Source organism: Adonisia turfae CCMR0081, assembly GCF_011009555.1.
GTDB lineage: Bacteria > Cyanobacteriota > Cyanobacteriia > Phormidesmidales > Phormidesmidaceae > Leptothoe > Leptothoe turfae.
Genome location: NZ_QXHD01000004.1, coordinates 4,163,869 through 4,186,708 on the forward strand (window position 1 = coordinate 4,163,869; position 22,840 = coordinate 4,186,708).

Sequence of the window (22,840 nt, forward strand, 5' to 3'; positions counted from 1 at the left end):
ACTACCCTGGTGTCAGGGTAGGCAAGCATATTTATGACCTCAGTGCCATAGGTAATATCAAGCGGCTTGTCCTGCTACAAGAGTTTCCTAATCTAGAGTTGAAAGACTAAAGCAGTTTAGCGGCTTAACAAGAAATATCCTGCGCCACTGTATATTCTGCGACACTGTATCTGTGACATCTAAATCATTTAAATCCCAGCAAATCAGACGATTCAAGTTTTGGCGCAACCAGCGCTTGCGAGATGGCATGCAATATCAATACGCTCTTTTCCAACGAATACATACAGCAGACTACAAACAGCGCCATCAGGTTTATCAACAGGCCAGCCAGCTAGCGCAACAAGGGGCTGACATACTGGTAACCTACGAAGATCAGGCATGTCACCTTTGGTTAAATCTTAAACACAAAGCATAAACCACATAGCCTTGATCCTGCACACCCTTAGCCCAAATTAATTCAAACAATTACGCCATCAAACTAGCTCTACAACCGCTCTATAAATCAAAAGCACAAAAGTTTTATATTTTATTTAGTTTTTGATAGGCAAAATTAATGTGTGCATTGATACAGTCTGAAACCCGTTGAAAATAAAGGGATTGAGTCCAGAGTTGTTCATAAAAAACCATGGATTGATGACAACTTGCTCAAATTCCTCTGGGCGTTTTGTTGAAAGCGTGTTACTACTGTAGAAACACGGACAGCTTCAGCAGTTGGTCCTGAGTTTTTACATTGGTAGTGAAATTTCAAGCTTTGCTGACTATGGAATCCCTATTCAAAGTGTTAGCGAATGTTTACCGTTGTAAACTATGGACCTTTATGCTAGGCAGCTCGTTCACCATATCAGATAAGTCTTTCACTAATTAATAAACTTCAAGGGGTCCATCGAGTTGCCTTAGCACTTTTAATGTTGAGTCTCTGGTATGGACCTGCTAGGTTTGGTGATCTTCTGTTTTGATATTTTGATCTGTTGCATTTGAAGGAATACGAGGAAAGCGGCATGACCCAAGCTAATACTGTTCTTGAGGACTTGAGGCCCAGAAATGAACTGGATTCGCTAATCGATCCTGAGGCTGGGAAAACTTTTTCAAGTTCCGAGGAAGATATCCAGGGTGCTAAGGCTGCTAAAGGTACAACTCGGCGTCGTAGTTCATCATCATCATCATCATCAGCTCAGTCGAAGAAAAAACACTACACTGAAGACTCTATTCGACTTTACCTACAAGAAATTGGACGCATTCGTCTACTAAGGGCAGAAGAAGAGATTGAATTAGCTCGTAAGATTGCTGATTTGCTAGAACTTGAGCGAATTCGCGATGATTTGTCCGATGGAATGGATCACGAGCCCGATGATGCTGATTGGGCAGCGGCTGTTGATATGCCTTTACCGGCCTTTCGTCGTCGTCTTCACCTTGGACGCCGTGCCAAGGATAAGATGGTGCAGTCTAACTTACGATTGGTGGTTTCCATCGCCAAGAAGTACATGAACCGTGGTCTATCTTTTCAGGACCTGATTCAAGAGGGCAGCTTGGGTTTGATTCGTGCTGCTGAGAAATTCGACCACGAAAAAGGTTATAAGTTTTCAACTTACGCAACTTGGTGGATTCGTCAGGCTATTACCCGTGCGATTGCTGACCAATCCCGTACTATCCGGCTGCCTGTCCACCTGTACGAAACTATTTCTCGTATCAAGAAAACCACCAAACTTTTATCTCAAGAGCTAGGTCGTAAGCCTACCGAGGAAGAAATTGCTACTCGGATGGAAATGACCATCGAGAAACTACGTTTTATTGCTAAATCTGCTCAGTTGCCCATTTCTTTGGAAACGCCCATTGGTAAAGAGGAAGATTCGCGTCTAGGTGACTTTATTGAATCAGACGGTGAAACTCCTGAGGACGAAGTATCCAAGAGCCTTTTACGCGAAGATTTGGAAGGCGTCTTAAGTACGTTGAGTCCCCGCGAGCGCGATGTGCTGCGTCTACGTTACGGTTTGGATGATGGTCGTATGAAGACGTTGGAGGAAATCGGCCAAATCTTCAATGTGACTCGTGAGCGTATTCGTCAGATTGAGGCTAAGGCCCTTCGTAAGCTGCGTCATCCTAACCGCAACAGTGTTCTGAAAGAGTACATCCGCTAAGGATTTACTGTAGCAAGCACATATTCATTAGTTCAGGCTTGAAGGAATCCTTCAGGCCTGTTTCTTATGCTTGGGTCGACAGACATTGAGCGTAGCCGCCGAGTCTCAGTATTATTTTTGCCGTTGCTGAACCTCGGGGGGATTTAATCTGGGAAATACTGATGTAGGGCAATCCTGCCAGATCGATTCATCTCCTAAATCAGCAACGGCTTATTTTTATGGGGTGATTAGAGCATCCTGTTATCTGTTTCAAAACCAAGTGGACAAAAAGACAGTTTTGTTGGTACTGTTGTTCTTATAGGGGTACGCTTGTTCCCTTATGGTTCGTCCTGTGAGTAACCCATGGAACCTCTTACTAACGCTCAAGAGGAGCTGTATAACTGGTTGGCTGATTACATTCGTGAGCATCAGCATTCTCCCTCCATTCGTCAAATGATGAGGGCTATGGGGCTAAAGTCCCCAGCTCCTATTCAAAGCCGTCTCGATCACCTCAGAAAGAAAGGCTACATTGACTGGAATGAGGGTAAAGCTAGAACAATTCGGATCTTGCAGGGTGGGGGAGTCCCTGTGAAAGGCACCATTGCTGCGGGCTCTATGGTTGAAGTTTTTTCAGATGTTGCTGAAGAACACCTTGATCTCTCCTCATTACCTATTAAGTCGCGTGATTACGCTTTGCGCGTGCGAGGTGATAGCATGATCGACGCACTCATTGATAACGGCGATTTTGTCATCATGCGTCCAGTGGAAGATCCCAACAGCATTCGTGATGGCACCATTGTGGCTGCCCGGGTAGAAAGCGCTACCACCCTTAAGTATTTGTATCGTCAGGGTGATGATGTAGTGCTTAAACCTGCCAATTCTAACTATGAGCCTATGGTTTATCCAGCTCAAGAAGTTGATATTCAAGGTCGCTTATTAGCTGTTTGGCGTAGCCAAGATTTGATTTAATCTCAACTTTAGGGTCACTGATAGCTAGTTTATAGAAGCTACTGCCACGTTTCAATGCCTAAGCATTGAAACGTTAATTGTTCGCTCAGTTCCAGGGTCGTTGCTCTACTAAACTAGAGTCGCACAGGATTGAGCAAGACTATCTATGGTGAATTTGTCGGGGATACCTTGGCGGCGTTGGCAATTAATAGTAATTGCGATCGCACTATTATGCCTTAGCCTTGGTATCAACAGCTGCAGCCAGCTATCCTCAGATGCAAATCAACCGTCCCATCTTTCAAGCAGTGAAACTTTAGCGTTTGTTTCAAAGCATGCACTGTTAACAGCGGTAGTGAGTACTGATGTTAAACCTGGCAAAGATTGGGAGAAATCTGACGTTTTCAAGGCTTTATCACAGGCTAGGGACCAACTAATAGCTTCCTTTGATTTTAATCTCGATGAAGATGTTCGTCCCTGGCTAGGGCAAGATATTGCCTTTGCGATCACGAATAAGGATCTTGATCAAGATAATAGTAATGGTCGCCAGGTTGGATACCTTTTGGTGGTTGATGCAGATGATGGTGATCGACTACGTGAATTCTTAGAGCTGTTTTGGCAGCGACAAACTATTGCGGGCACTAAACCTGTTTTCACCCAGACCAGTGGAGTGCCCATCATTACTGGTCAGCTAGCCAAAACACAGCAGCAGATAGCCACCGCAGTTATCAGTGGGAGTAGGTTGCTGGTTGCCAATGATATAAAAGTTTTACAGCAGAGCCTGCGTGTTGCCCAGACGCCTACTTTGCAGCTCTCACAATCCGAATGCTGCACACCAGTCTGGCTAAGTTTACGCATTCCAGACCTTGTTGATTGGCTAGGGTTAGCCACGCCAACAGAGCCACGATTTATGTCGGCACTTCAATGGCAGCAGCTAACTGCAACAGCGACATTTCATCAACAGCAACTAGTAATCAGCAGTCAATTACAGACTCTGAATAATAGGGCATTTTTAGATAAATCAGCCGCTAAATCAACAGACCAGAGTTCTAAATTAAAGGCCACTACCAATATCTCCGACAAGTATTTACCCGCATCACTGGCTTGGGGAGCAACAGGGCACGATCTACGACCTTTATGGCTGGCAGTACAAAGTGAACTGAGCTATTATCAGCAGCTACCGGCTCCACTCCAACTGGCACAGGAACAACTGTCCACCCAGTTAGCCCAGACACTCTTACAACCGCTTGCTCAGCTTCTAGCTAGCCACTATGCAATTGGTCAATTAAACGATGGCTCGTGGTTAATGGCTGTGGAGGATCCTGCCCCAAGGTTAATCAGTCAGCTGGATGCAATTGCAACGGACCAAGGGTTAACAGTCAGTCAGTTCACCCTAGGTAATCAAGCTGTCACAGCATGGAGTCGCTTAAAAACTCGGGTAGCAAACAGCCGTAATCGAGAAACTACGGTTGAAACCGACCTTTTAGCCCTCCATACTAATGTGGATGCACACACTATTTTTTCGACGTCCATTGATGGTTTAACTGCCGCTTTAGAAGCTCCAGACAACCGACTGTCAGATACTCAAAGGTTCCAACATACTATGCCATCAATGGCTATCCCTGACCAAGGATATTTATATGGAACTTGGAACGAACTGGAACGTCTTCTAGCTAGTAATCGTTGGTTTTCCTTGATAGAACCCATTTTACAGCCATGGAATCAGTCAATTGATGCGATCGCAATCACTGGCAATCAACCAACAGTTAATCAATCAGCCGGAAAAATCTCAATTCTGTTGAAGGATTAAGTGTTCTAAACTGCAACCATGGCTATCTAAAACTGACAGCCTAATGTACAAGGGGACGAACACTTCTCTATTGCTTCAGTTCAACAGCTCCCAATGGCGAACTGAGCAAAAGTGCAAGTTTTGAACATCTGTAAAGCTAAACTATAGTTTATTGATATTAAGCCATGACAATCTCTATGGACTTAGGTGTTCATGTAATTGAGCCGAGCGGTATCTTAGACGGAACTCAAACTTCGGCATTTCGCCAGCAAGTTGATGAAGCTCTAGAAAAAGGTGCCAAAGTATTGCTAATTGACCTGAAAGACATCACTTTTGTAGACAGTTCAGGTCTGGGCGTTTTAGTCGCCTGTTTGAAAAATGCACGTACAGCTGGGTGCAACATGTACGTTTGTTCTATCAACGATCAAATCCGCATGCTGTTTGAACTAACCAGCATGGATAGGGTCTTTGAAATTTTTGAGGACCGAGCAGCGTTTAAGGCAGGTGTTCTCAAATAGTCTTGAATCAACATTCAGTTGCTTCAGTACTGGTAGCCCCTTGCTCTGTCAGGGGGCTATTGCTTTTATAAATGCGAAGTAAGTACTCACCACTCTGGGCTAGATTGAGTAGACTAAGACATAGGCGTTCTTAAATCTATTGCAAATCTATGGTGTTTTTTGGACTTGGTAGCTTAGGCAAAAAAGGCACAATGCCGTCTACTAATGAAGCATTGCCAGGTCGTTCTGATAAGATGCCTGTCCCTAAGCAGCATTACGTTAACCACAATCCTTTACAGCCACCGTTTCCCGATGGCATGCAGACAGCAATGTTTGGTCTGGGTTGTTTCTGGGGAGCTGAACGCCGCTTTTGGCAACAAGAAGGCGTATTTTCAACATCCGTAGGCTATAGCGCAGGTTACACCCCTAACCCCACCTATCGAGAAGTTTGTTCCGGGATGACCGGACATAACGAAGTTGTGTTGGTGGTGTTTGATGCCAACGTGATTAGCTACGAGCAACTGCTAAAAGTATTTTGGGAAAGCCATAACCCTACTCAAGGTATGCGCCAGGGTAACGATGTAGGAACCCAGTACCGGTCTGGAATTTATACCTACTCTCCTGAGCAAAAAGTCGCTGCTGAGAAGTCCTTAGCCATGTATCAAGAGGCACTGACCCAGGCTGGTCATGGCACCATCACAACCGAAATTTTGGATGCACCTGAATTCTACTATGCTGAAGATTATCATCAGCAGTATCTAGCGAAGAATCCTGGTGGTTACTGTGGTCTTGGTGGCACCAATGTGGCTTGCCCCATTGGTATTGGTGTGGCATCCGATAGTTAATCAACGGTTTCATCCACAACAGATAGCTAAAGTAATCCCCTCTGTCAAATGGATGTTCCATAGGGGGGTTAGCTTGTGACTAAAGCTGTCCCTGTTTCCCAACAAACAACGAACGGTCATCAAGCTTCACTCAAACCTAAAACTGCTTGAGAAAGCGTAGATCGCTGGCATACAACCGACGAATATCATCAATCTGGCTTTGTACCATCGCCAGGCGTTCAACCCCCAGGCCAGCTGCAAAGCCGCTGTAAACCTCAGGATCATAGCCAACAGCCTTAAGCACATTGGGGTCAATCATGCCGCACCCAAGCACTTCTAACCACTTGCCCTTCCATTTCACATCCACTTCGGCTGAGGGCTCAGTAAATGGGAAATAGCTGGGCCGTAATCTGACCTCAATCTCACCAAATAAAGCCTCTAAAAAGAGTTGGATAGTGCCACGTAAATCAGCAAATGTGATGTTTTTATCAACAGCAAAAAATTCTATTTGATGGAACACTGCCGCATGAGTTGCATCAACTGTATCGCGACGATAGCAGCGCCCCATAGCCAAGGCCCGCAACGGCGGCTCATGATTTTCCATGTACCGGATTTGGGTATTGGACGTATGGGTACGCATCATCTTGCCGTTGGGCAAATAGAGGGTATCCTGCATATCCCGAGCAGGGTGATCAGGTAAGAAATTAAGGGCTTCAAAGTTGTAATAATCCTCTTCGATTTCAGGTCCACTGGCCACCGTATACCCAAGGCCCACAAAAATATCGGTAATCTGGTCAATAATGCTGTTGATAGGGTGAACCCTTCCCTGGGGTAAGTATGTTCCAGGCATTGACACGTCTAAGGTTTCAGCCTCTAGCTGCGCTTGGATTTTGGCATCTTGCAAAGCGGTTTTACGCTCGTCAATGCTAGTTTGCAGCACTGTCTTGACCTGATTAGCCAAGGCCCCTATGCGAGGGCGATCTTCGGCAGAGAGTTTGCCCATACCGCCTAAGATTTTGGAAAGCTTACCTTTTTTGCCCAAATAGCTCACCCGAAACTGGTCGAGTTCGTCGAGGTTACTTAAGGTTGCGATCGCATCGCTGGCTTCTTGCTGTAATGTACTCAGTTGCTGCTCTAGGTCGGTGGTCATACTGGCCAAAAAGTTGAAACGGGAGGGTCACAAAAGACAACCTTTAGTCTACACCTAAGCTTTGATTCCCTATGAAACTATTAATCAGCAACGATGACGGTATTTTCGCCACTGGCATTCGTACCCTCGCCAATACCCTGGCATCCAAAGGTCATGACGTGACCGTAGTTTGTCCCGACCGTGAAAGATCCGCCACAGGTCACGGCATTACGATGCACCGCCCGATTCGAGCCGAACAGGTCCCCTCTGTTTACCATGAAAGCATTCAGGCATGGGCCTGTTCAGGTACCCCAGCCGATTGTGTAAAACTTGCCCTCGACGCCCTGTTAGACACAGCACCTGATTGCGTACTTTCAGGCATTAATCACGGAGCCAATTTAGGTAATGACGTCCTCTACTCAGGCACCGTATCAGCAGCCATGGAAGGCTTGCTAGAAGGCATCCCTAGTGTAGCCCTTAGCTTAGCCAGTTTTCATTATTCAGATTTTCAACCTGCAGCAGATTATGCCTGCCAGTTAGTGCAAACGCTGACACAGCTCGATCAGCCATTACTCCTCAACCTCAATATTCCACCGATAACGAAATCCAAAATACAGGGAATAACGGTAACCCGCCTAGGGATACGTCGGTACCGAGATCTTTTTGAGAAACGCATTGATCCCCGTGGAAAAACCTATTACTGGCTGGCAGGAGAAGTCTTAGAAGAAAGCGACAGCGAACTATCCCATGGCTTACCCAATAGTTTGAATCAGGCGCAGACTATTGACTTTATGAATCGGTTTACCACCGACGTAAAAGCGATTAAAGCTGGCTATATTACAGTCACACCTCTACACTACGACCTCACAGCTTATAGTGACTTAGCGAGCCTACAAAGCCATTTACCTCAGCTGCTGCCTTGCTAGCAAGAAGAGGCATGCCTTGCGCCTACTTTCGATAAAGCTTTGGGCAAACTGGCTGTAAGCAAGATGGCCTAACCTAAAAATGCTTATTCAAACGCCTAACCATGCGATGAAGTCAGCTCGGATGTAAAAATCTTAACGATGGCCAATGTGCGCACTATGGCTTGATCTATAAAGACAGTCTGGGTTTACAAGCAATTTGTATGGATCACTGGGTAAGATTACTCCTGATTACCATATATTTCTCTAGAAAAAAGGGGGATACGCTACGCTAATGGGTTTAACCACTCTCGTCAATAGCCATTCAGCAAGATTCGCGTCCCTCATTAACGTCATTATTAGCCACTGATGTCCGACTCGAATGCTCAATTTACGATTCACTTTTGGGGAGTACGAGGCAGTATCCCCTGTCCTGGTGCAGAAACAGTTCGCTACGGCGGCAATACTTCCTGTATCGAAATGCGAGTTAATGGTGAGCATTTGATTTTTGACGGCGGGACAGGCTTGCGCGAACTGGGACAGCATTTACTGAACGAAGGCACGCCCATACGGGCCAGTATGTTTTTCACCCATTCCCATTGGGATCACATCCAAGGATTTCCATTTTTTGTGCCTGCTTTTTTACCCAGCAATCAGTTTGAGGTATACGGCGTCATTTCCCCAAACGGAGCCACCATCGAACAGCGTCTTAACGATCAGATGCTGCATCCTAATTTCCCGGTACCATTGCAGATTATGCAGGCCCAGCTAAAGTTCTGTGACCTATCCGTTGGTGAAACAGTCGCCATTGGAGACATCAATGTAACCAATGCTTTACTCAATCATCCAGGTGAAGCAGTGGGTTATCGCGTGGAGTGGAATGGCCTCGCAGCCGCCTACGTGACTGATACGGAGCATTTTCCTGAAAGACTGGATGAAAACGTCTTATATCTAGCGCAAAATGCAGATGTGATGATTTATGACTGTACCTACACCGATGCAGAATATCACTCTGAAACTAGCAGTAAAGTTGGCTGGGGACATTCCACCTGGCAAGAAGCAGTGAAATTGGCAAAGGCTGCCAACGTGAAAAAACTAGTGGTCTTCCATCATGATCCACTTCATGATGATGACTTTATGGACGATATTGGTCGCAAGACTGCTGCTGCGTTTCCCAATAGCATTGTGGCTCGCGAGGGCATGATTCTAGATCTCGCCGAATTGAAAGCGCTCGAATTAGCTCAACGCTAAGCTGACGGACGACTCTAAACATGTAGACTGACGCAACCACATTGACCAGATGCACTGCCAGTAGGTGCAAATTAAAAGCCTGGAAGTCTGATAATGCAGAGGCAAAAACGCTTAAACTATGCATCTGAAAAAATTTATTCAGATAGCCTAATCACCTAAATACACCTTGTCTAGACATAACCTTGATAGCAATCAAATCTGTAAAGCAGATTACAAAGCCGTCGACTAGACTCACCTATAATCCATTTTGGAAGCGGGTGACGCGATTCGAACGCGCGACATTCACCTTGGCAAGGTGACGCTCTACCACTGAGCTACACCCGCATTTGCCTTGTTTCGACCTTATCAAGGATGCCACAGAAAGTTTTTCCTTGTCAAACAAATTCTAAAAAAACTTTCTGGAGTGGGTTTTAAGAACTTGAGAGTTCCGAATTCAAGGTACCCCCAAGTCGCCAACGCCCTAACCATCAGACCTCTGCAGATTTGGGCAATTGAGGCATCACACTGGACATCTCCAGAGCATTAACTGGTTTAGGCAACTGAGACATTAGACTAGCCATCTCTAAGGCACTCATGGCGTAATTCCAACCTAAGTTGCTTTTGATGCCTGCTCGTTCTAACGCCTGTTGCATAGAGTCGGTGGTTAAAATACCAAACACCACTGGAACGCCAGTTTGAAACCCTGCTGCTGCAATACCTTTAGAAACTTCAGCCGCAACATAGTCAAAGTGAGGGGTTTGACCACGAATGACAGCCCCTAAACAAATGATGGCATCGTATTGTCCACTGAGAGCCAGCTGTCGGGCCACTAAAGCCACTTCAAAGCTACCAGGGACCCAGGCGTAGTCTACTTGATTACCATTGGGGTCTACATTTACACCATGGCGCTTTAAGCAATCCTGGCATCCCTCTAGCAATTTGTTAGTAACCAAATCATTGAATCGACCAATTACGATTGCAAATTTAGCAGCGCTGGCACGGTCGAAACTTCCTTCAAAAACAGCCATGGAGTTCTCTACTTTTTCAAAAAAATAAGGTGGTAGGTCTCAATGACCTTACCACCCGACAGCAAATATTTTTCACCAGTAAAACACTCAGCAATGACAGCTGCTTAAGTGCCCAAAACTAGGTTTCGAAATAATAGCTTACACCACAAAATAATTCAGACTACCTACTACAATTACCAGGACTGCCCAGATAATAGAGCCAAGGAATATCAATCGCTTGGATTGATCCCAGTTTTGGGGTGAAGCATAGGCCACGGGAACCCCAATAACCATAACGAAAGACCAAACTACCAGAACAAACAGAAACAGTTGAAACAGGATAGACATAACGCGCCACTCTCAAGACAGCAAAAAATCTGATTCACCGTGCCCAGTCGGAAAACTGCCATATTAACCGAATAGAATTTCGCCTCTAAAGCTGGGCAAGCATCTTAATCTATCGATGGTGATACAGTATGGAGCACTGATTGCTCTGCTTAGTAAGCTATCAAATATTAGGTACTTAAAGAAAGCGTTTTATTTGAATCCCTTGGGATTAATTTTTCTGAACTAATATTTGCAGATTGCCATCGACAAGTCAGTTGCTTGGGCTGATGGATCTCCTATGGACTTAATTCTTTGCCATACCACTGCAGATTTTGACACGTTGGGAGCAGCGGTTGGCTTGGCTTGCCTGAATCCGGGCAGTCGGATTGTACTGACCGGTGGTGCTCATCCAGCCGTCAAATCCTTTTTAGCCCTGCATCGGGATGAGTATCCCCTGATTGAACGACGGGCGGTGACGACGTCTATGATTCGTTCAATTACGTTGGTAGACACTCACCAACGTCATCGGGTAGGAACCGCCGCCGCTTGGATTGAACATGCGATCGCAACCCAGCTACCCATCACAATTTATGACCACCATACGGAGTCTTCTCCTGATATGCCTGGCAAAACCCATATTGAGGCGGTAGGAGCCACTACCACCCTTGTGGTGGAAGCCTTACAACAGTCTGACAGACAGATTTCCTCTACCCAAGCCACAGTCATGGCCCTCGGTATCCATGTCGACACGGGTTCATTGACATTCGCCCAGGCCACAGCTCGAGACGCCTATGCCCTGGCCTGGTTAATGGAACAAGGGGCAAATCAGCAAACCATTGCTGAAGCAGTGGAACCCGGTTTATCAACCACCCTCCAAAATTTTCTGAGCACAGCCCTGGACACCACAAAAATTCAGCAAATCGAAGGCTACACCATAGGCACTATCTATCTAAAAACAGACAATTTTGTACCTGGGCTCTCAGGGTTGGCCAGTCATTTAATAGCTCTATTAGGTTTGGATAGTTTACTGCTAGGGAGTGTTTACACATCTAAGGCCAAACCTCGGCTGACATTAATTGGCCGTACCCGCCCTCAAACCGGCATGAACTGTCGGGCATTGCTCCAACCCCATGGTGGCGGAGGTCATGTCTGTGCGGCATCGGCGAATCTCACTTCCGATGAACCTGAAACCATTTTCCATCAACTCTGTGATGCTGTTGTCCAATCCCACACCCAATCAGTCACAGCTCAGGATGTTATGTCTTCGCCAGTACGGACTATCCGACCAACAACTACGGTAGCGGATGCACAGCGCATTTTACTGCGCTATGGCCACGCCGGTCTGTGTGTGGCTGACGACATCGGGAAACTACAGGGAATTATTTCTCGGCGAGACATTGACTTAGCGCTACACCATGGTTTTAGTCATGCTCCGGTAAAAGGGTATATGACCCTCAACTTGAAGACCATCACGCCTTATACCCCCCTGAGCAAGATTCAGGCATTGATGGTCACCTATGACGTGGGTAGATTGCCCGTACTGGATGGAAATGAGCTGGTGGGTATTGTCACCCGCACTGACGTTTTACGACAGATGTACCCACCTCAAGCGGTGGATGACGATGCCCTCACACCGCTCAAAACCAATGTATATGAAAGATTACAAACGTCATTGCAAGCCTATCCCACAGCTTTAGAGTCCAAAGAGCTATGGACGTTGTTAACTCACATTGCCCTAGCGGCCCAGGAACAGGGGTGGCATCTCTATTTGGTGGGTGGAGCTGTACGGGATTTATTATTGGCTCCTATCGATCAAATGGTGCCCCTCAAAGACATTGACTTGGTGGTAGATAGCTTTCGATCTCCTGTTGTAGAAGGGGCCGGCATCGTTTTGGCCCAGCAGCTACAACAGCAGTACCCAGATGCTGAACTCCAGATCCATGGAGAGTTTCAAACTGCCGCTTTAATCTGGCGGACACGGGCTGGCCATGCTCCGTTGATGATTGATATTGCCACCGCCCGCACCGAGTTTTATCCCTATCCCGCTGCCAATCCAGAGGTTGAACCCAGCTCAATTCGCCAAGATCTCTATCGGCGTGACTTTACCATCAACGCCATGGCCATTCGTCTGACATCGCCTCAGCCAGGGTTGCTGCTAGACTTTTTTGGAGGCTATTTGGATATCCAGCAGCGCCAGGTGCGGGTACTCCATGCCAATAGCTTTATCGAGGACCCTACTCGCATTTTTCGAGCTGTACGTTTTGCCGTGCGTTTAGGCTTCGGCCTCGACTCTCAAACTGAAACTTTTATCCGTTATGCGGTAGATAGCGGCATCTATGCGGACCTGCAGGCACAGCAAACAAAGAAACGAATGCCAGCCCTGCAAACACGACTTAAAGCTGAGCTGACCTATATTTTCCAGGCCGATTACTGGGCTCAGTCCCTAGGATTATTGGATAAGCTCGGTGCTTTAAGCTGCCTGCATCCATCTTTGACCATTGATGCAGACCTATGGCGGCAAATGCATCGGGCCGGTCGTTGGCGACAGCGATTTATCGATGAAGTGGGCAAAGATATTGGTGTGGAAGCCTGGCTCATGAGGCTTGAGGTTTTGCTGGCAAGGGTGGAGGTGCGATCGCAAATAGCAACCAACTTACAGTTACCCCTCGGCTCAATTCAGCGATTACAACAGCTAGCACAGGTTGAAAATCAATTGTTAGAACAATTTCAGCACGCTGATCAGCCCCAGCCTAGCTTTATCTATCAGACCTTAGCCCCCCACGACCTGCCTAGCCTATTGCTGATTAGCGTACGCCATCCTCGATCAATTGGCACTTACATTTGGTATTACATCAGCCATCTGATTCACATCTGCCCTCCCATTGATGGACATCACCTTAAACAGTTGGGTTACATTCCTGGCCCTCTATATCGTCAAATATTGACTGCTCTAACCCATGCAACCCTAGATGGAGAGATCAATTCCATAGCTTCAGCTGAAACCTACCTGCATCATCACTATCCCCTTGAAGTTAAGTAGCAAACAGACGTTAAGTAGCAAACAATTTAAATTGGTCGAAATCCTCTAACACGAGTTCATATAGCCATAAAGGATAAAAGTTACTTAGCTAATACCATTGCCATTTCTCCACTGCTATCGATAAAGTTGGAAATTGAGGAAATATTAAATCCCATCCGCACTTAACTCACCTGGCAAGCGTCAAATGTTCTAGTGAAGCTTGCGGCCTATCAGACAGCATCGTTATTTCATCCTCTTATCCTCAAAACTTTCAGCGACTTCTTACTGAAGCTTTTTGTGTTCGTATGCAGATAATGCCGCCGCCAACTAGATCCACTGTGAAGACTTCAAGGCCAAAATCTGTCAGAGTTTCCAAACAGAAATTATTCTCTTTAGTTGCAACAGCAGCTTTAGCCAGTACCCTGGGTATTGCTATGGGCAGCACCTTACGTTTTCAAGTATTAGCTGTGAGTCCAGCACCACTGTTTAATCCCCAACAAAACTTTCCTCCGTTAGCAGAATGGCCCCCCCAGGTACCCTCAGTTAAAGAGCGTAATGCCTTTGATATTGATCAAGAAAATTCAATATCGCCCCCTCAGTTGGTTTACACCAATACTCCCGATACGGATGTCGAAAACTATAACGTCAGCGAAGACATCTACCGTGATGAAGAATTTCCTGCTGAGGAAGCTGTAATTCTAGACGATGCTTCTAGCCCAATTCCAGCTACCTTCAATGAAAAAGATGCTGTACGGGATATTACGAACGAAGTTTTCGAAGAAGAATCCTTACCTCCAGTAGTCTCAACCAATAGAGGAGAGCTCACCCCTGAGCCTGGCTTCATCGATGAGCCACCAGCTGACTACACAATCCCCTTAACTGAAACGCCTTCTTGGTTTAACAAACAGCCCGCGTCAGAATCTCAGTTTGAAGATGGGCCGATTATTATCGCTCCGGAAGAACCCATCCAGTCATCTGATTTACTGTCAGATTGACTTAACTACAGTAGATTAGAAAAGTTTCCATCTCTAGAAAATATTGGGTGGGTTTGGTTATTGGGCTCAGGTAGTCTTAAACCATGGGTATAATGTCGCTTAGATATCCGTAATTTTTTTTATGAGCAATCCAACGCTGCAAGCGTTCTTTCTGGGACGTGCCTTAGCAACGGCTATCGGTGAAAAAGTTGAGGAAGCTATTACTACTGGCATGAGTGGTGTTGGCCGCTTTGACGCTGAGCAGAGAGAATGGCTACATCGATTTGTTGAAGATGTTTTTGAACAGGCTCAATCCTCCCAAGCAGGGATGGACTCTGAGACTGATGATGGTGTAGGTGAAGATCTGCAGGCAACAATCGATAATCTGCGCGCTGAAATTGCTCAAGTGCGTGTTGCTCTACAGCAATATCGTTCTTCTTAATTTCTAGACGACGCTCCCACAGTTAGATGCTCACATCTAACTGTGGGAGCGTCGTTCCTTAACAGTTTCGCGTTCCGTTCATAGTTATAAGAATCCGCTGGCCATCTAGGAGACTGCGTGTCTACAGTTCCCAATACAACTGATCAGCCATCGTCCAGTGAGCGTTCTAGTGAGCACTCACTCAATGGGCATGGTGGCGATAATTCCCGACTAGCCCTAGTTGAAGTAGCGGATGCAGCCTTAGAAGCAAGACAGCTTGCCGACAAACCGCTTAATGTGACATCAGTCGAGACAAACTATCGCTGGAACCGACGTTATAGTCGTCCAGAGCGATTTGTTGATATCTGGTCATTTTTTCTATCCTTCTTGGGTAAACGCTGGCTGTATAACAAGTCTTGGAGTTATGCCGGAGGCATATCACCTGAAAAACAGGCGGCTCGAAGACGCGCCCAAGCTCGTTGGATTCGCTTGACTTTCTTAAACCTTGGGCCAACATTCATTAAATTAGGCCAACTATTCTCCACTCGTTCTGATTTATTTCCCACTGAATACGTTGAAGAGCTGTCTAAACTCCAGGATCAAGTTCCAGCCTTCAGCTATGAACAAGTCAAGGCAATTATTGAGGATGACTTGGGGAGACCCATTGGGGAACTATATCGAACCTTTGACCCAATACCGCTAGCAGCAGCTAGCCTAGGGCAGGTACATCGGGCTCAGCTCCATTCAGGTGAAGAAATCGTTGTTAAAGTTCAACGACCTGGCTTGCAACGTCTCTTTCAAATAGACCTTTCGATTTTGAAGGGCATTGCCCATTATTTTCAGAGTCATCCTGAGTGGGGTAGAGGGCGAGACTGGATCGGCATCTATGAAGAGTGCTGTCGTATTCTTTGGTTAGAAATCGACTTCCTCCACGAAGGTCGCAATGCAGATACCTTCCGGCGTAATTTCCGCGCTATTGATTGGGTAAAAGCCCCTCGTATTTATTGGCGCTACGCATCACGACGAGTATTAACCTTAGAGTATTTGCCAGGCATTAAGATAAGTCATTACGAGTCTCTAGAAGCTGCAGGCTTAGATCGTCAACAACTAGCCCAATTGGGAGCTCAAGCATACTTGCATCAGCTTCTAAATGATGGTTTTTTCCATGCCGATCCTCATCCTGGCAATATTGCTGTGAATCCAGATGGTGCTTTAATCTTTTATGATTTTGGCATGATGGGGCAGATCCAACCGCTTACCCGCGATGGTCTGATGCGGACCTTTATGGGAGTATCTCAGCGAAATGCCGATATGGTAATGGCGTCCCTAATTGACTTAGGTGCGTTAACAGAAACTGAGGACATGGGGCCTGTGCGTCGCTCGATTCAGTATATTCTGGATAACTTCATGGATAAGCCTTTTGAGGAACAGTCCATTACTGCTATCAGCGACGATTTGTATGCGGTTGCCTACGATCAACCCTTCCGGTTTCCAGCAACGTTTACATTCGTTATGCGAGCTTTTTCCACATTAGAAGGTGTCGGGAAAGGCTTAGATCCAGACTTTAACTTTATGGAAGCCGCAAAACCGTTTGCTAATCAGCTTATGACTAACGTTTCTAATTCTTCTACCAATGGACTGATCGGCGAAATAGGTCGTCAAGCCGCTCAAGTTGGAAGTTCAGCATTTGGCTTGCCACGGCGAATTGAGGACTCGCTTGACCGGTTGGATCGAGGCGATATTCGGGTAAGAGTACGCTCTATTGAAACAGATCGTGCTATACGTCGCCTTAGTAGTGTCAATTTAATGACAAACTACACTCTGCTGTTGGGCACGTTTACTCTGTCAGCTACCCTTTTGTTAATTAGTCAATTACCATGGGTTGCTTTGGGTATGATATTACCCGCCATTGCTTCGGGAATAGCGTTAGTCCGCGCCTTGATGCGTCTTGGTCGCACTGATCGTATGCCTTAGTTCCTCCCTTTATGCCTAGATGCTTTATGCAACGCTTTTTTGCCGGTTTAACTGATCCAGGATTGCTACGCACTAGTAATCAAGATGCTTATTACCTGGATGATTTAGGCCGTTTTTTTGTGGTTGCAGATGGCATGGGGGGACATGCTGGTGGCCAGGAGGCCAGTCGTTTAGCGACAGAAGCTATTTATCAGTATCTGGACAATCATTGGGAGAGTTCAGAGGCTCCCGATGTAATGCTACGCAAAGCGTTTATCGCAGCTAATGACGCTATATTAAAAGACCAATATCACCATCCTGAGCGGGCAGATATGGGGACAACTGCCGTAGCAGTGATGTTCCGAGATTGTGACAACCATCCCTGGTGCGCCCACGTCGGTGACTCTCGTCTTTATCGCTTACGAGGGGCTAAGCTAGACCAAATTACCACCGATCACACTTGGGTTGCTAAAGCTATCGAAGATGGTGAATTGACTCCCGATGAATCTAAGCATCATCCTTGGCGGCATGTGCTTTCCCAATGTTTAGGCAGAGAAGATTTAAACCGCATCGACATTCAGTCACTGGATGTCGATGCGGGTGATCGACTATTGTTATGCAGCGATGGATTAACTGAGGAGTTGTCTGATCCCCTAATTGCTACCCATTTAAAGAGTATTCGTTCATGCCCAACTGCTGTTGAATCTCTGGTTGATGCAGCCAAACAGCGGGGTGGACGGGACAATATTACAGTAGTGGTAGTAGCCTTTCAAGATTAATTTTCCACTGTAGCACTGTTGCACATAAGGACTCTACAGCAGAAAATTAGGCGTGAATCTCAATGCTATGAGGGTAGAGTGAAGCCAGATGTTTAAAAGTGCACTAGTCTGTACTGATTTTGAGGATAGTCTCCAACGGCTGATCAAGTTTGTGCCTGATTTAGTTCAGTCTGGCTTAGATACAGTAGTTTTTTTCCATAATGTTTCGATTACAACTGAGCGCGAAATTCCTCAAGTGAACGATGACGCTGTTGAAGAAGCCAAACTGCAGCTCGCGGCAGCTAATGAAGCTGCACTACCTGACGGCAAGTCAGTTATCGTTGATGTTCGTTCGGGGCGTGTCATCAATAATATTGAGAAGGCAGTGCGCTGCTACGATACTGATGTACTGCTTCTGGGGACTCCCACGCGTTCGCTTTTAGCTGAAAAATTTTTTGGTAGCACAACCACGGGGATTACCAAGCAACTTAATATACCGCTTGTAATTTTAAGACCCCAGTTGGTAGCTACCTATCGTGAGCAAGAGCTGGCGTTGCGTTGCCAAACTCTATTTACCCATTTATTAATTCCCTACGATGGCAGCAACAGTGCTAAACATCTAGTCTCACGTATCCAAGCAGCAGCTAAAACCAATGGTCATCCTAAGCAGTGCACACTTTGTTGGGTCATTGATGAGTGTATTCGTGTGGAACTGAGGGAGTCTGAAGAGCAGGTTCAGACTTTACTGGCTGAGGTAAAAGCAGACTTAGAAGCGTTTGGAATAGAGGTATTTACTGAGATTCGCCAGGGTGATCCTCAGGGTGAAGTCTTGAAATCAGCAGAGGTAAATGATATATCTGCGATCGCAATTTGCTCAGGCAGCTCCAAAGGGATTTTAAAATGGTCGGTCCCAAGCTTTACAAGTGCCATCTTACGTTCTAGTTGGCATCCAGTCATACATTTTCCCGGCATCAGTTAAATGTAAGGGGTGGCTTTGTAGTTAAGTATCAGATTGCATCGCTTCAAAACTCAAAAGCATCCGAGGTTTTAAGCTATCGTTTAGCTCCTTTCTAAGGATCTTTTTACTATCTCGAGGACTACCGATTGGAACAATCGTGCGGGCCATCAGGACCCATTCTTTCAGAAGTTTCTGCTGAGGTAGAGCAATGTGTAAACGACGAAAGTTTAGACACTGGTTAGGCGCTTCCTTTGAGAAAAAGAGAATGCGGTAGGCCCCCGCCGCACCCAAATGCCATACAAACTTTTGGTTACCAGGATTTTTGAGATCTAGGTAACTAGATAACCATCGTGCTCCATGGGTCTTGCTGTAGAACGCTGTAACCCAAAGAACCATGGGATGGGGATTACGAACACACAGAAAATTATTAGAACTCGTATTACCAATTCGTTGGTTAATTTCTTGCGCAGCCAGCATTGCCCAGAGTGTAGGCAACTGACGATTGCTCATGTTGAGCAGTTGAGGAAAAACGATTTCGGCAACAGGCGTAGTTTCGGGCCACATCTGTAGTCGACAAAAACGATCTTCTTCCGAATCGTTGGGTGGGTCCGATTTAGGAACCACCGGCAGCTCTCGCAACGTCCCCCTGATCTGCTTACCCAGATCAATTGAGCGACCAAAACGATTTTCTAAAGGCGCTAGACTATCCAAAAGATGGCTAACGCTATTAGGCCGTTGCGCCCGATCTTTCGCTAGACAGCGGAGAATCGTATCTTTTAACACCTTAGGTAATACACCATAGGGTGATAACCCATCCAACGGTATGGGGTCTTGGGAAAGATGGACTTTATACCAACCACCGAACGTATTATTACGAGGGCGCAACGGCAATGTACCTGTCAGCATCTGGTACATCATTACCCCAAGACTATAAATGTCGGAACGCCGATCAAGCTCTTGTCCCTCCATCTGCTCTGGAGATGCATAGGCCAACGTTCCCATAAAACTGCTGGTTTGCTCGCTGTTATCAACTTGAATTAATTTCGCGATACCAAAATCCAAAATCTTGACCAGCTCACCCACACTGGCACTTTGAGTAACCAAGATATTGCTGGGTTTAATATCACGATGAATAATAGGAATAATTTGACCGTTCAGAACGATGCCTTTATGGGCTGTCTCCAGCCCTAAACAAATCTGGCGAATAAAGTCGAGAAAACGTGGAATAGGCAAAGGAGTTGGGTGAATGACCTGGCCTAAATTTTTTCCCTTCAAATATTCCATAACGTAGAAGGGAATCTCGTCATCCGTCACACCATAATCGGTAACCCTGACGACATGCATACTATTGTTTCCTAGCTGAGCACAGGTCATGGCCTCACGCATAAACCGCTGGGCCATATGCTCATTAAGCAGGGTTTGAGAAAGGAATTTAACAGCAACAGGAACACCTCCGAGGAGCATATCTTCAGCCAAATAGACTTTACCCATGGAGCCTTGACCTATTGAGTCCATGAGCTCATAGCGATTGGCAAGTCTGCGACCGAAATTACTGTCTGTCATGTAAGGCTGTTTTTCTAAGCAAATAATACATAGCGTTGGTCCTATTGCTGAGAATAGCGAAAAACCTAAAACACTCAGCTACAGCCACAAATCAACGCATCAAGACCTATGACATCAAGGTTGCTACTCGTCGTAAACTAGGTTGCCCCGCCCCTTTTCGCTGTAATGCCCCAGAGACACAACTGGTAGCTTAGCAATAAAAGTATTTTAGAAAATAGGTGATGGCAGTGTAGCGATTTTGCCCCATCTAAAGGGCAATCAGCATGTTAAATCGCAACAAACCAGAATTCCTCCCGATTCGAACTTCACTAGCTTTAAGAACGTTTTAACTGTTCTTAAAATACCCGTTTTGTCTAACACACCCCCATTCTATAGAGAGCAACAGTGCCAGATCTACCAGAGCATCTGAGGCTTTAGATTGGTATTCAGCTCTTTTCTCAGCATACTTTTACTGTCCTGGGAACTACCTACTGAGATAGTCGTACGTGCCCTCAGCACCCATTCCTTAAGGAGTTTTCGCTGAGGGGGAGCAATATGTAAACGGCGAGAATCAACAAATTGGTTAGGAAAGTCTTTAGCGAAAAACAGCACACGATAACTACCGTTTCCCCCTAAATGCCAAATAATTTTTCCATGGTAAGGGTTTTTAAGATCTAGATAGCTAGATAGCCATCGAGGCCCTTGAACTTTACTGTGAAACGCCGTCACCCATAGAACCATGGGATGAGGGTTAAGGGTACATAAAAAATTGTTGTAGCCGGTGTTACTAACGCGTTGCTCTATTTCTTGCGCAGATAGCATAACCCACAGTGTAGGCAATTGGCGTTCGCCCATAGTCAAGAGTTTTGGAAAAACAATCTCAGCAATCGGCTTATCCTTCGGCCATACTTGCTGCCGGTAAAACCGCTCTTCCTCAGACTCTTGTGGCAGCTCTTCGGGATCTTTCGCTGACCTTAGAAAGGCTGACATGGGACTGTCAACAGCCCCTTCAAGATGTGCCAGCAAATGGCTAACGCTAGTCGGTCGCCGGGACCGTTCCTTGGCTAAACACCCCATTACTGCTTCTTTGAGCCGTTGCGGCAATGTGCCATAGGGCGATAACCCATCTAAGGGTGTTGGTTCTTGAGAACGGTGGGCTTTATACCAGCCTCCAAACGTATTAACCTTCGGACATAATGGCAGCGTACCTGTCAACATCTGGTACATCATGACACCCAAGCTGTAGATGTCAGAACGACTATCCAGCTCTTGACCTTCCATCTGCTCTGGTGACGCGTAGGCTAAGGTTCCCAAAAAGCTGCTGGTTTGCTCACTGATACCGGCTTGCGTCAACTTCGCAATACCAAAATCTAAAACCTTGACCAGCTCCCCTACACTGGCACTTTGAGTGACCAGAATATTGCTAGGTTTGATATCTCGATGAATAATAGGCACAAGCTGACCATCGAGAATAATGCCTTTATGAGCTGTCTGAAGGCCTAAACAAATTTGTCTAGTAAAATCGAGAAATCGTTTGACTGGTAGGGGATGAGACTGAATCACTTGGCCCAGATTTTTGCCCTTCAGATATTCCATGACGTAGAACGGCACACCATCATCAGCCACACCATAATCGGTAACTCTGACGACATGGATACTGTTATTTCCCAGCTGGGCACAGGTCATGGCCTCATGCATAAATCGCTGGGTCATTTGCTCATTTAGCAGGGTTTGAGCCAAAAATTTAACAGCAACCGGCACACCACCAAGCAGCGTGTCTTTGGCCAAATAGACTTTTCCCATGGAGCCTTGGCCTATGGAGTCCATGAGCTCATAGCGATTGGCAAGTCTACGACCGAAGTTATTGTCTGTCATTGAACGCTGCGCTTCTAAACCAACAATATAGCCACTGCGATTTTTGCAAGGTTGACAGTGCGAGCTTATAAAGCAAGCTCATTCAGCCTTAATTCCCAGTCTAGAGAATTAAGTAGCTAATTTTACCGTTGCTGATTTCAGGGATGAATCGATCTGACAAAATTGCCCCACATCAGCATTGTCAGATTAAATCCTCCCGGGGATCAGCAACGCCCAAATTTTATTAGCCTTGGTGTCTAAAAACACAATTTGAGAGTTCGACTATCTATCAATACATAGGACTAAGCAAACTCCCAGGGCGAATTGATAGCAACTTGAAGAATAGTTTCATCAGCCTAACTCTGATGACGTTCAACGACAGCTTCCATGGTGCTGGTCAGATGATGACCTGCCATAATGCCTCCGGAGAAATGATATCGCTTTGGACTTAGGCGGTAGAGGGTTTCAAACCCGGTACGCATTTGTCTATCCTGCAGTGCCCAGTATTGTTGAACAATTGAACTAGGGGCGATCCAACCTTCACCTTCTACTCGCCCAAGGACACTGTGCTGCAATACAAATGTGTATTGACGATCG

General features: G+C 46.0%; 19 protein-coding genes, 1 tRNA gene and 1 pseudogene. 14 read left to right on the forward strand and 7 right to left on the reverse strand.

Annotation, left to right across the window (positions count from 1 at the left end):
- Window positions 1-172: 172 nt before the first annotated feature.
- The 6 genes from DXZ20_RS22010 to msrA all read left to right on the forward strand — a co-directional run bounded on the left by DXZ20_RS22010 (window position 173) and on the right by msrA (window position 6,190).
- The gene (locus DXZ20_RS22010; protein ID WP_163661493.1) at window positions 173-415 is read left to right on the forward strand and encodes a hypothetical protein; all 243 of its coding nucleotides are present in this window, start codon (window positions 173-175) and stop codon (window positions 413-415) included.
- 583 nt (window positions 416-998) lie between these two features.
- On the forward strand, window positions 999-2,135 hold the full coding sequence (gene rpoD, locus DXZ20_RS22015; RefSeq protein ID WP_163700736.1) for an RNA polymerase sigma factor RpoD: 1,137 nt from the start codon (window positions 999-1,001) through the stop codon (window positions 2,133-2,135).
- Window positions 2,136-2,477: 342 nt separating this feature from the next.
- Window positions 2,478-3,083: a transcriptional repressor LexA gene (gene lexA / locus DXZ20_RS22020; protein ID WP_163661497.1), complete on the forward strand. Its 606-nt coding sequence runs from the start codon at window positions 2,478-2,480 to the stop codon at window positions 3,081-3,083.
- A 145-nt stretch (window positions 3,084-3,228) separates the two neighbouring features.
- Entirely contained in the window at window positions 3,229-4,869 is a 1,641-nt protein-coding gene (locus DXZ20_RS22025; RefSeq protein ID WP_163700740.1) for a DUF3352 domain-containing protein, read from the forward strand.
- Window positions 4,870-5,045: 176 nt separating this feature from the next.
- A complete protein-coding gene (locus DXZ20_RS22030; protein WP_006515784.1) occupies window positions 5,046-5,366 on the forward strand; it encodes an STAS domain-containing protein in 321 nt (106 codons plus the stop codon).
- 149 nt (window positions 5,367-5,515) lie between these two features.
- Window positions 5,516-6,190, forward strand: a complete 675-nt coding sequence (gene msrA / locus DXZ20_RS22035) for a peptide-methionine (S)-S-oxide reductase MsrA (RefSeq protein WP_163700743.1) — start codon at window positions 5,516-5,518, stop codon at window positions 6,188-6,190.
- A 136-nt stretch (window positions 6,191-6,326) separates the two neighbouring features.
- On the opposite strand, the gene pheS is transcribed toward msrA, so the two are convergent.
- Entirely contained in the window at window positions 6,327-7,319 is a 993-nt protein-coding gene (pheS, locus tag DXZ20_RS22040; protein WP_163661502.1) for a phenylalanine--tRNA ligase subunit alpha, read from the reverse strand.
- Between the two features lie 71 nt (window positions 7,320-7,390).
- Between pheS and surE the strand changes: the two genes are divergently transcribed.
- Together surE and DXZ20_RS22050 are read left to right on the forward strand one after the other, a co-directional pair.
- Window positions 7,391-8,224, forward strand: coding sequence for a 5'/3'-nucleotidase SurE (surE, locus tag DXZ20_RS22045; protein ID WP_163700746.1), 834 nt, complete (start codon window positions 7,391-7,393; stop codon window positions 8,222-8,224).
- A 345-nt stretch (window positions 8,225-8,569) separates the two neighbouring features.
- Complete coding sequence (locus DXZ20_RS22050) at window positions 8,570-9,451, forward strand: MBL fold metallo-hydrolase (protein ID WP_163661506.1); 882 nt, start codon at window positions 8,570-8,572, stop codon at window positions 9,449-9,451.
- A gap of 252 nt (window positions 9,452-9,703) precedes the next feature.
- Here the strand turns inward: DXZ20_RS22050 and DXZ20_RS22055 are convergent.
- From DXZ20_RS22055 to psbZ, 3 genes are all read right to left on the reverse strand, one after another.
- A tRNA-Gly gene (locus DXZ20_RS22055) sits at window positions 9,704-9,775 on the reverse strand.
- A 143-nt stretch (window positions 9,776-9,918) separates the two neighbouring features.
- Complete coding sequence (gene ribH / locus DXZ20_RS22060) at window positions 9,919-10,458, reverse strand: 6,7-dimethyl-8-ribityllumazine synthase (protein ID WP_163661508.1); 540 nt, start codon at window positions 10,456-10,458, stop codon at window positions 9,919-9,921.
- 138 nt (window positions 10,459-10,596) lie between these two features.
- Window positions 10,597-10,785 carry a photosystem II reaction center protein PsbZ gene (gene psbZ / locus DXZ20_RS22065; protein WP_006515790.1) on the reverse strand — a complete coding sequence of 63 codons (189 nt, stop codon included), beginning with the start codon at window positions 10,783-10,785 and terminating at the stop codon, window positions 10,597-10,599.
- A 277-nt stretch (window positions 10,786-11,062) separates the two neighbouring features.
- On the opposite strand from psbZ, the gene DXZ20_RS22070 reads away from it, so the two are divergent.
- From DXZ20_RS22070 to DXZ20_RS22095, 6 genes are all read left to right on the forward strand, one after another.
- The gene (locus DXZ20_RS22070) at window positions 11,063-13,804 is read left to right on the forward strand and encodes a CBS domain-containing protein (RefSeq protein WP_163700749.1); all 2,742 of its coding nucleotides are present in this window, start codon (window positions 11,063-11,065) and stop codon (window positions 13,802-13,804) included.
- Between the two features lie 413 nt (window positions 13,805-14,217).
- A complete protein-coding gene (locus DXZ20_RS22075) occupies window positions 14,218-14,778 on the forward strand; it encodes a hypothetical protein (protein WP_250565878.1) in 561 nt (186 codons plus the stop codon).
- A gap of 121 nt (window positions 14,779-14,899) precedes the next feature.
- Complete coding sequence (locus DXZ20_RS22080; protein WP_006515793.1) at window positions 14,900-15,199, forward strand: DUF6825 family protein; 300 nt, start codon at window positions 14,900-14,902, stop codon at window positions 15,197-15,199.
- 276 nt (window positions 15,200-15,475) lie between these two features.
- Window positions 15,476-17,152, forward strand: a complete 1,677-nt coding sequence (locus DXZ20_RS22085; protein ID WP_348917900.1) for an ABC1 kinase family protein — start codon at window positions 15,476-15,478, stop codon at window positions 17,150-17,152.
- A 26-nt stretch (window positions 17,153-17,178) separates the two neighbouring features.
- Window positions 17,179-17,910, forward strand: a complete 732-nt coding sequence (locus tag DXZ20_RS22090; protein ID WP_163661516.1) for a PP2C family protein-serine/threonine phosphatase — start codon at window positions 17,179-17,181, stop codon at window positions 17,908-17,910.
- 88 nt (window positions 17,911-17,998) lie between these two features.
- Complete coding sequence (locus DXZ20_RS22095; protein ID WP_163700755.1) at window positions 17,999-18,868, forward strand: universal stress protein; 870 nt, start codon at window positions 17,999-18,001, stop codon at window positions 18,866-18,868.
- Between the two features lie 21 nt (window positions 18,869-18,889).
- Here the strand turns inward: DXZ20_RS22095 and DXZ20_RS22100 are convergent, their stop codons facing one another.
- The 3 genes and pseudogenes from DXZ20_RS22100 to DXZ20_RS22110 all read right to left on the reverse strand — a co-directional run.
- Window positions 18,890-20,410 carry a serine/threonine protein kinase gene (locus DXZ20_RS22100; protein ID WP_163661520.1) on the reverse strand — a complete coding sequence of 507 codons (1,521 nt, stop codon included), beginning with the start codon at window positions 20,408-20,410 and terminating at the stop codon, window positions 18,890-18,892.
- 393 nt (window positions 20,411-20,803) lie between these two features.
- Window positions 20,804-22,264 carry a serine/threonine protein kinase gene (locus DXZ20_RS22105; RefSeq protein WP_163661522.1) on the reverse strand — a complete coding sequence of 487 codons (1,461 nt, stop codon included), beginning with the start codon at window positions 22,262-22,264 and terminating at the stop codon, window positions 20,804-20,806.
- Between the two features lie 335 nt (window positions 22,265-22,599).
- A pseudogene (locus tag DXZ20_RS22110) lies at window positions 22,600-22,840 on the reverse strand (hypothetical protein); the annotation flags it as partial.

Excerpts from the sequence above, each read along its gene's own strand:
- psbZ (WP_006515790.1), bottom strand. The coding sequence starts at position 10,785 with ATGTCTATCCTGTTTCAACTGTTTCTGTTTGTTCTGGTAGTTTGGTCT.
- ribH (WP_163661508.1), bottom strand. The coding sequence starts at position 10,458 with ATGGCTGTTTTTGAAGGAAGTTTCGACCGTGCCAGCGCTGCTAAATTT.
- pheS (WP_163661502.1), bottom strand. The coding sequence starts at position 7,319 with ATGACCACCGACCTAGAGCAGCAACTGAGTACATTACAGCAAGAAGCC.
- DXZ20_RS22075 (WP_250565878.1), top strand. The coding sequence starts at position 14,218 with ATGGGCAGCACCTTACGTTTTCAAGTATTAGCTGTGAGTCCAGCACCA.
- DXZ20_RS22100 (WP_163661520.1), bottom strand. The coding sequence starts at position 20,410 with ATGACAGACAGTAATTTCGGTCGCAGACTTGCCAATCGCTATGAGCTC.
- DXZ20_RS22070 (WP_163700749.1), top strand. The coding sequence starts at position 11,063 with ATGGACTTAATTCTTTGCCATACCACTGCAGATTTTGACACGTTGGGA.
- DXZ20_RS22080 (WP_006515793.1), top strand. The coding sequence starts at position 14,900 with ATGAGCAATCCAACGCTGCAAGCGTTCTTTCTGGGACGTGCCTTAGCA.
- lexA (WP_163661497.1), top strand. The coding sequence starts at position 2,478 with ATGGAACCTCTTACTAACGCTCAAGAGGAGCTGTATAACTGGTTGGCT.
- msrA (WP_163700743.1), top strand. The coding sequence starts at position 5,516 with ATGGTGTTTTTTGGACTTGGTAGCTTAGGCAAAAAAGGCACAATGCCG.
- rpoD (WP_163700736.1), top strand. The coding sequence starts at position 999 with ATGACCCAAGCTAATACTGTTCTTGAGGACTTGAGGCCCAGAAATGAA.
- DXZ20_RS22090 (WP_163661516.1), top strand. The coding sequence starts at position 17,179 with ATGCAACGCTTTTTTGCCGGTTTAACTGATCCAGGATTGCTACGCACT.
- DXZ20_RS22095 (WP_163700755.1), top strand. The coding sequence starts at position 17,999 with ATGTTTAAAAGTGCACTAGTCTGTACTGATTTTGAGGATAGTCTCCAA.
- DXZ20_RS22030 (WP_006515784.1), top strand. The coding sequence starts at position 5,046 with ATGGACTTAGGTGTTCATGTAATTGAGCCGAGCGGTATCTTAGACGGA.
- DXZ20_RS22050 (WP_163661506.1), top strand. The coding sequence starts at position 8,570 with ATGTCCGACTCGAATGCTCAATTTACGATTCACTTTTGGGGAGTACGA.
- DXZ20_RS22105 (WP_163661522.1), bottom strand. The coding sequence starts at position 22,264 with ATGACAGACAATAACTTCGGTCGTAGACTTGCCAATCGCTATGAGCTC.
- DXZ20_RS22025 (WP_163700740.1), top strand. The coding sequence starts at position 3,229 with ATGGTGAATTTGTCGGGGATACCTTGGCGGCGTTGGCAATTAATAGTA.
- surE (WP_163700746.1), top strand. The coding sequence starts at position 7,391 with ATGAAACTATTAATCAGCAACGATGACGGTATTTTCGCCACTGGCATT.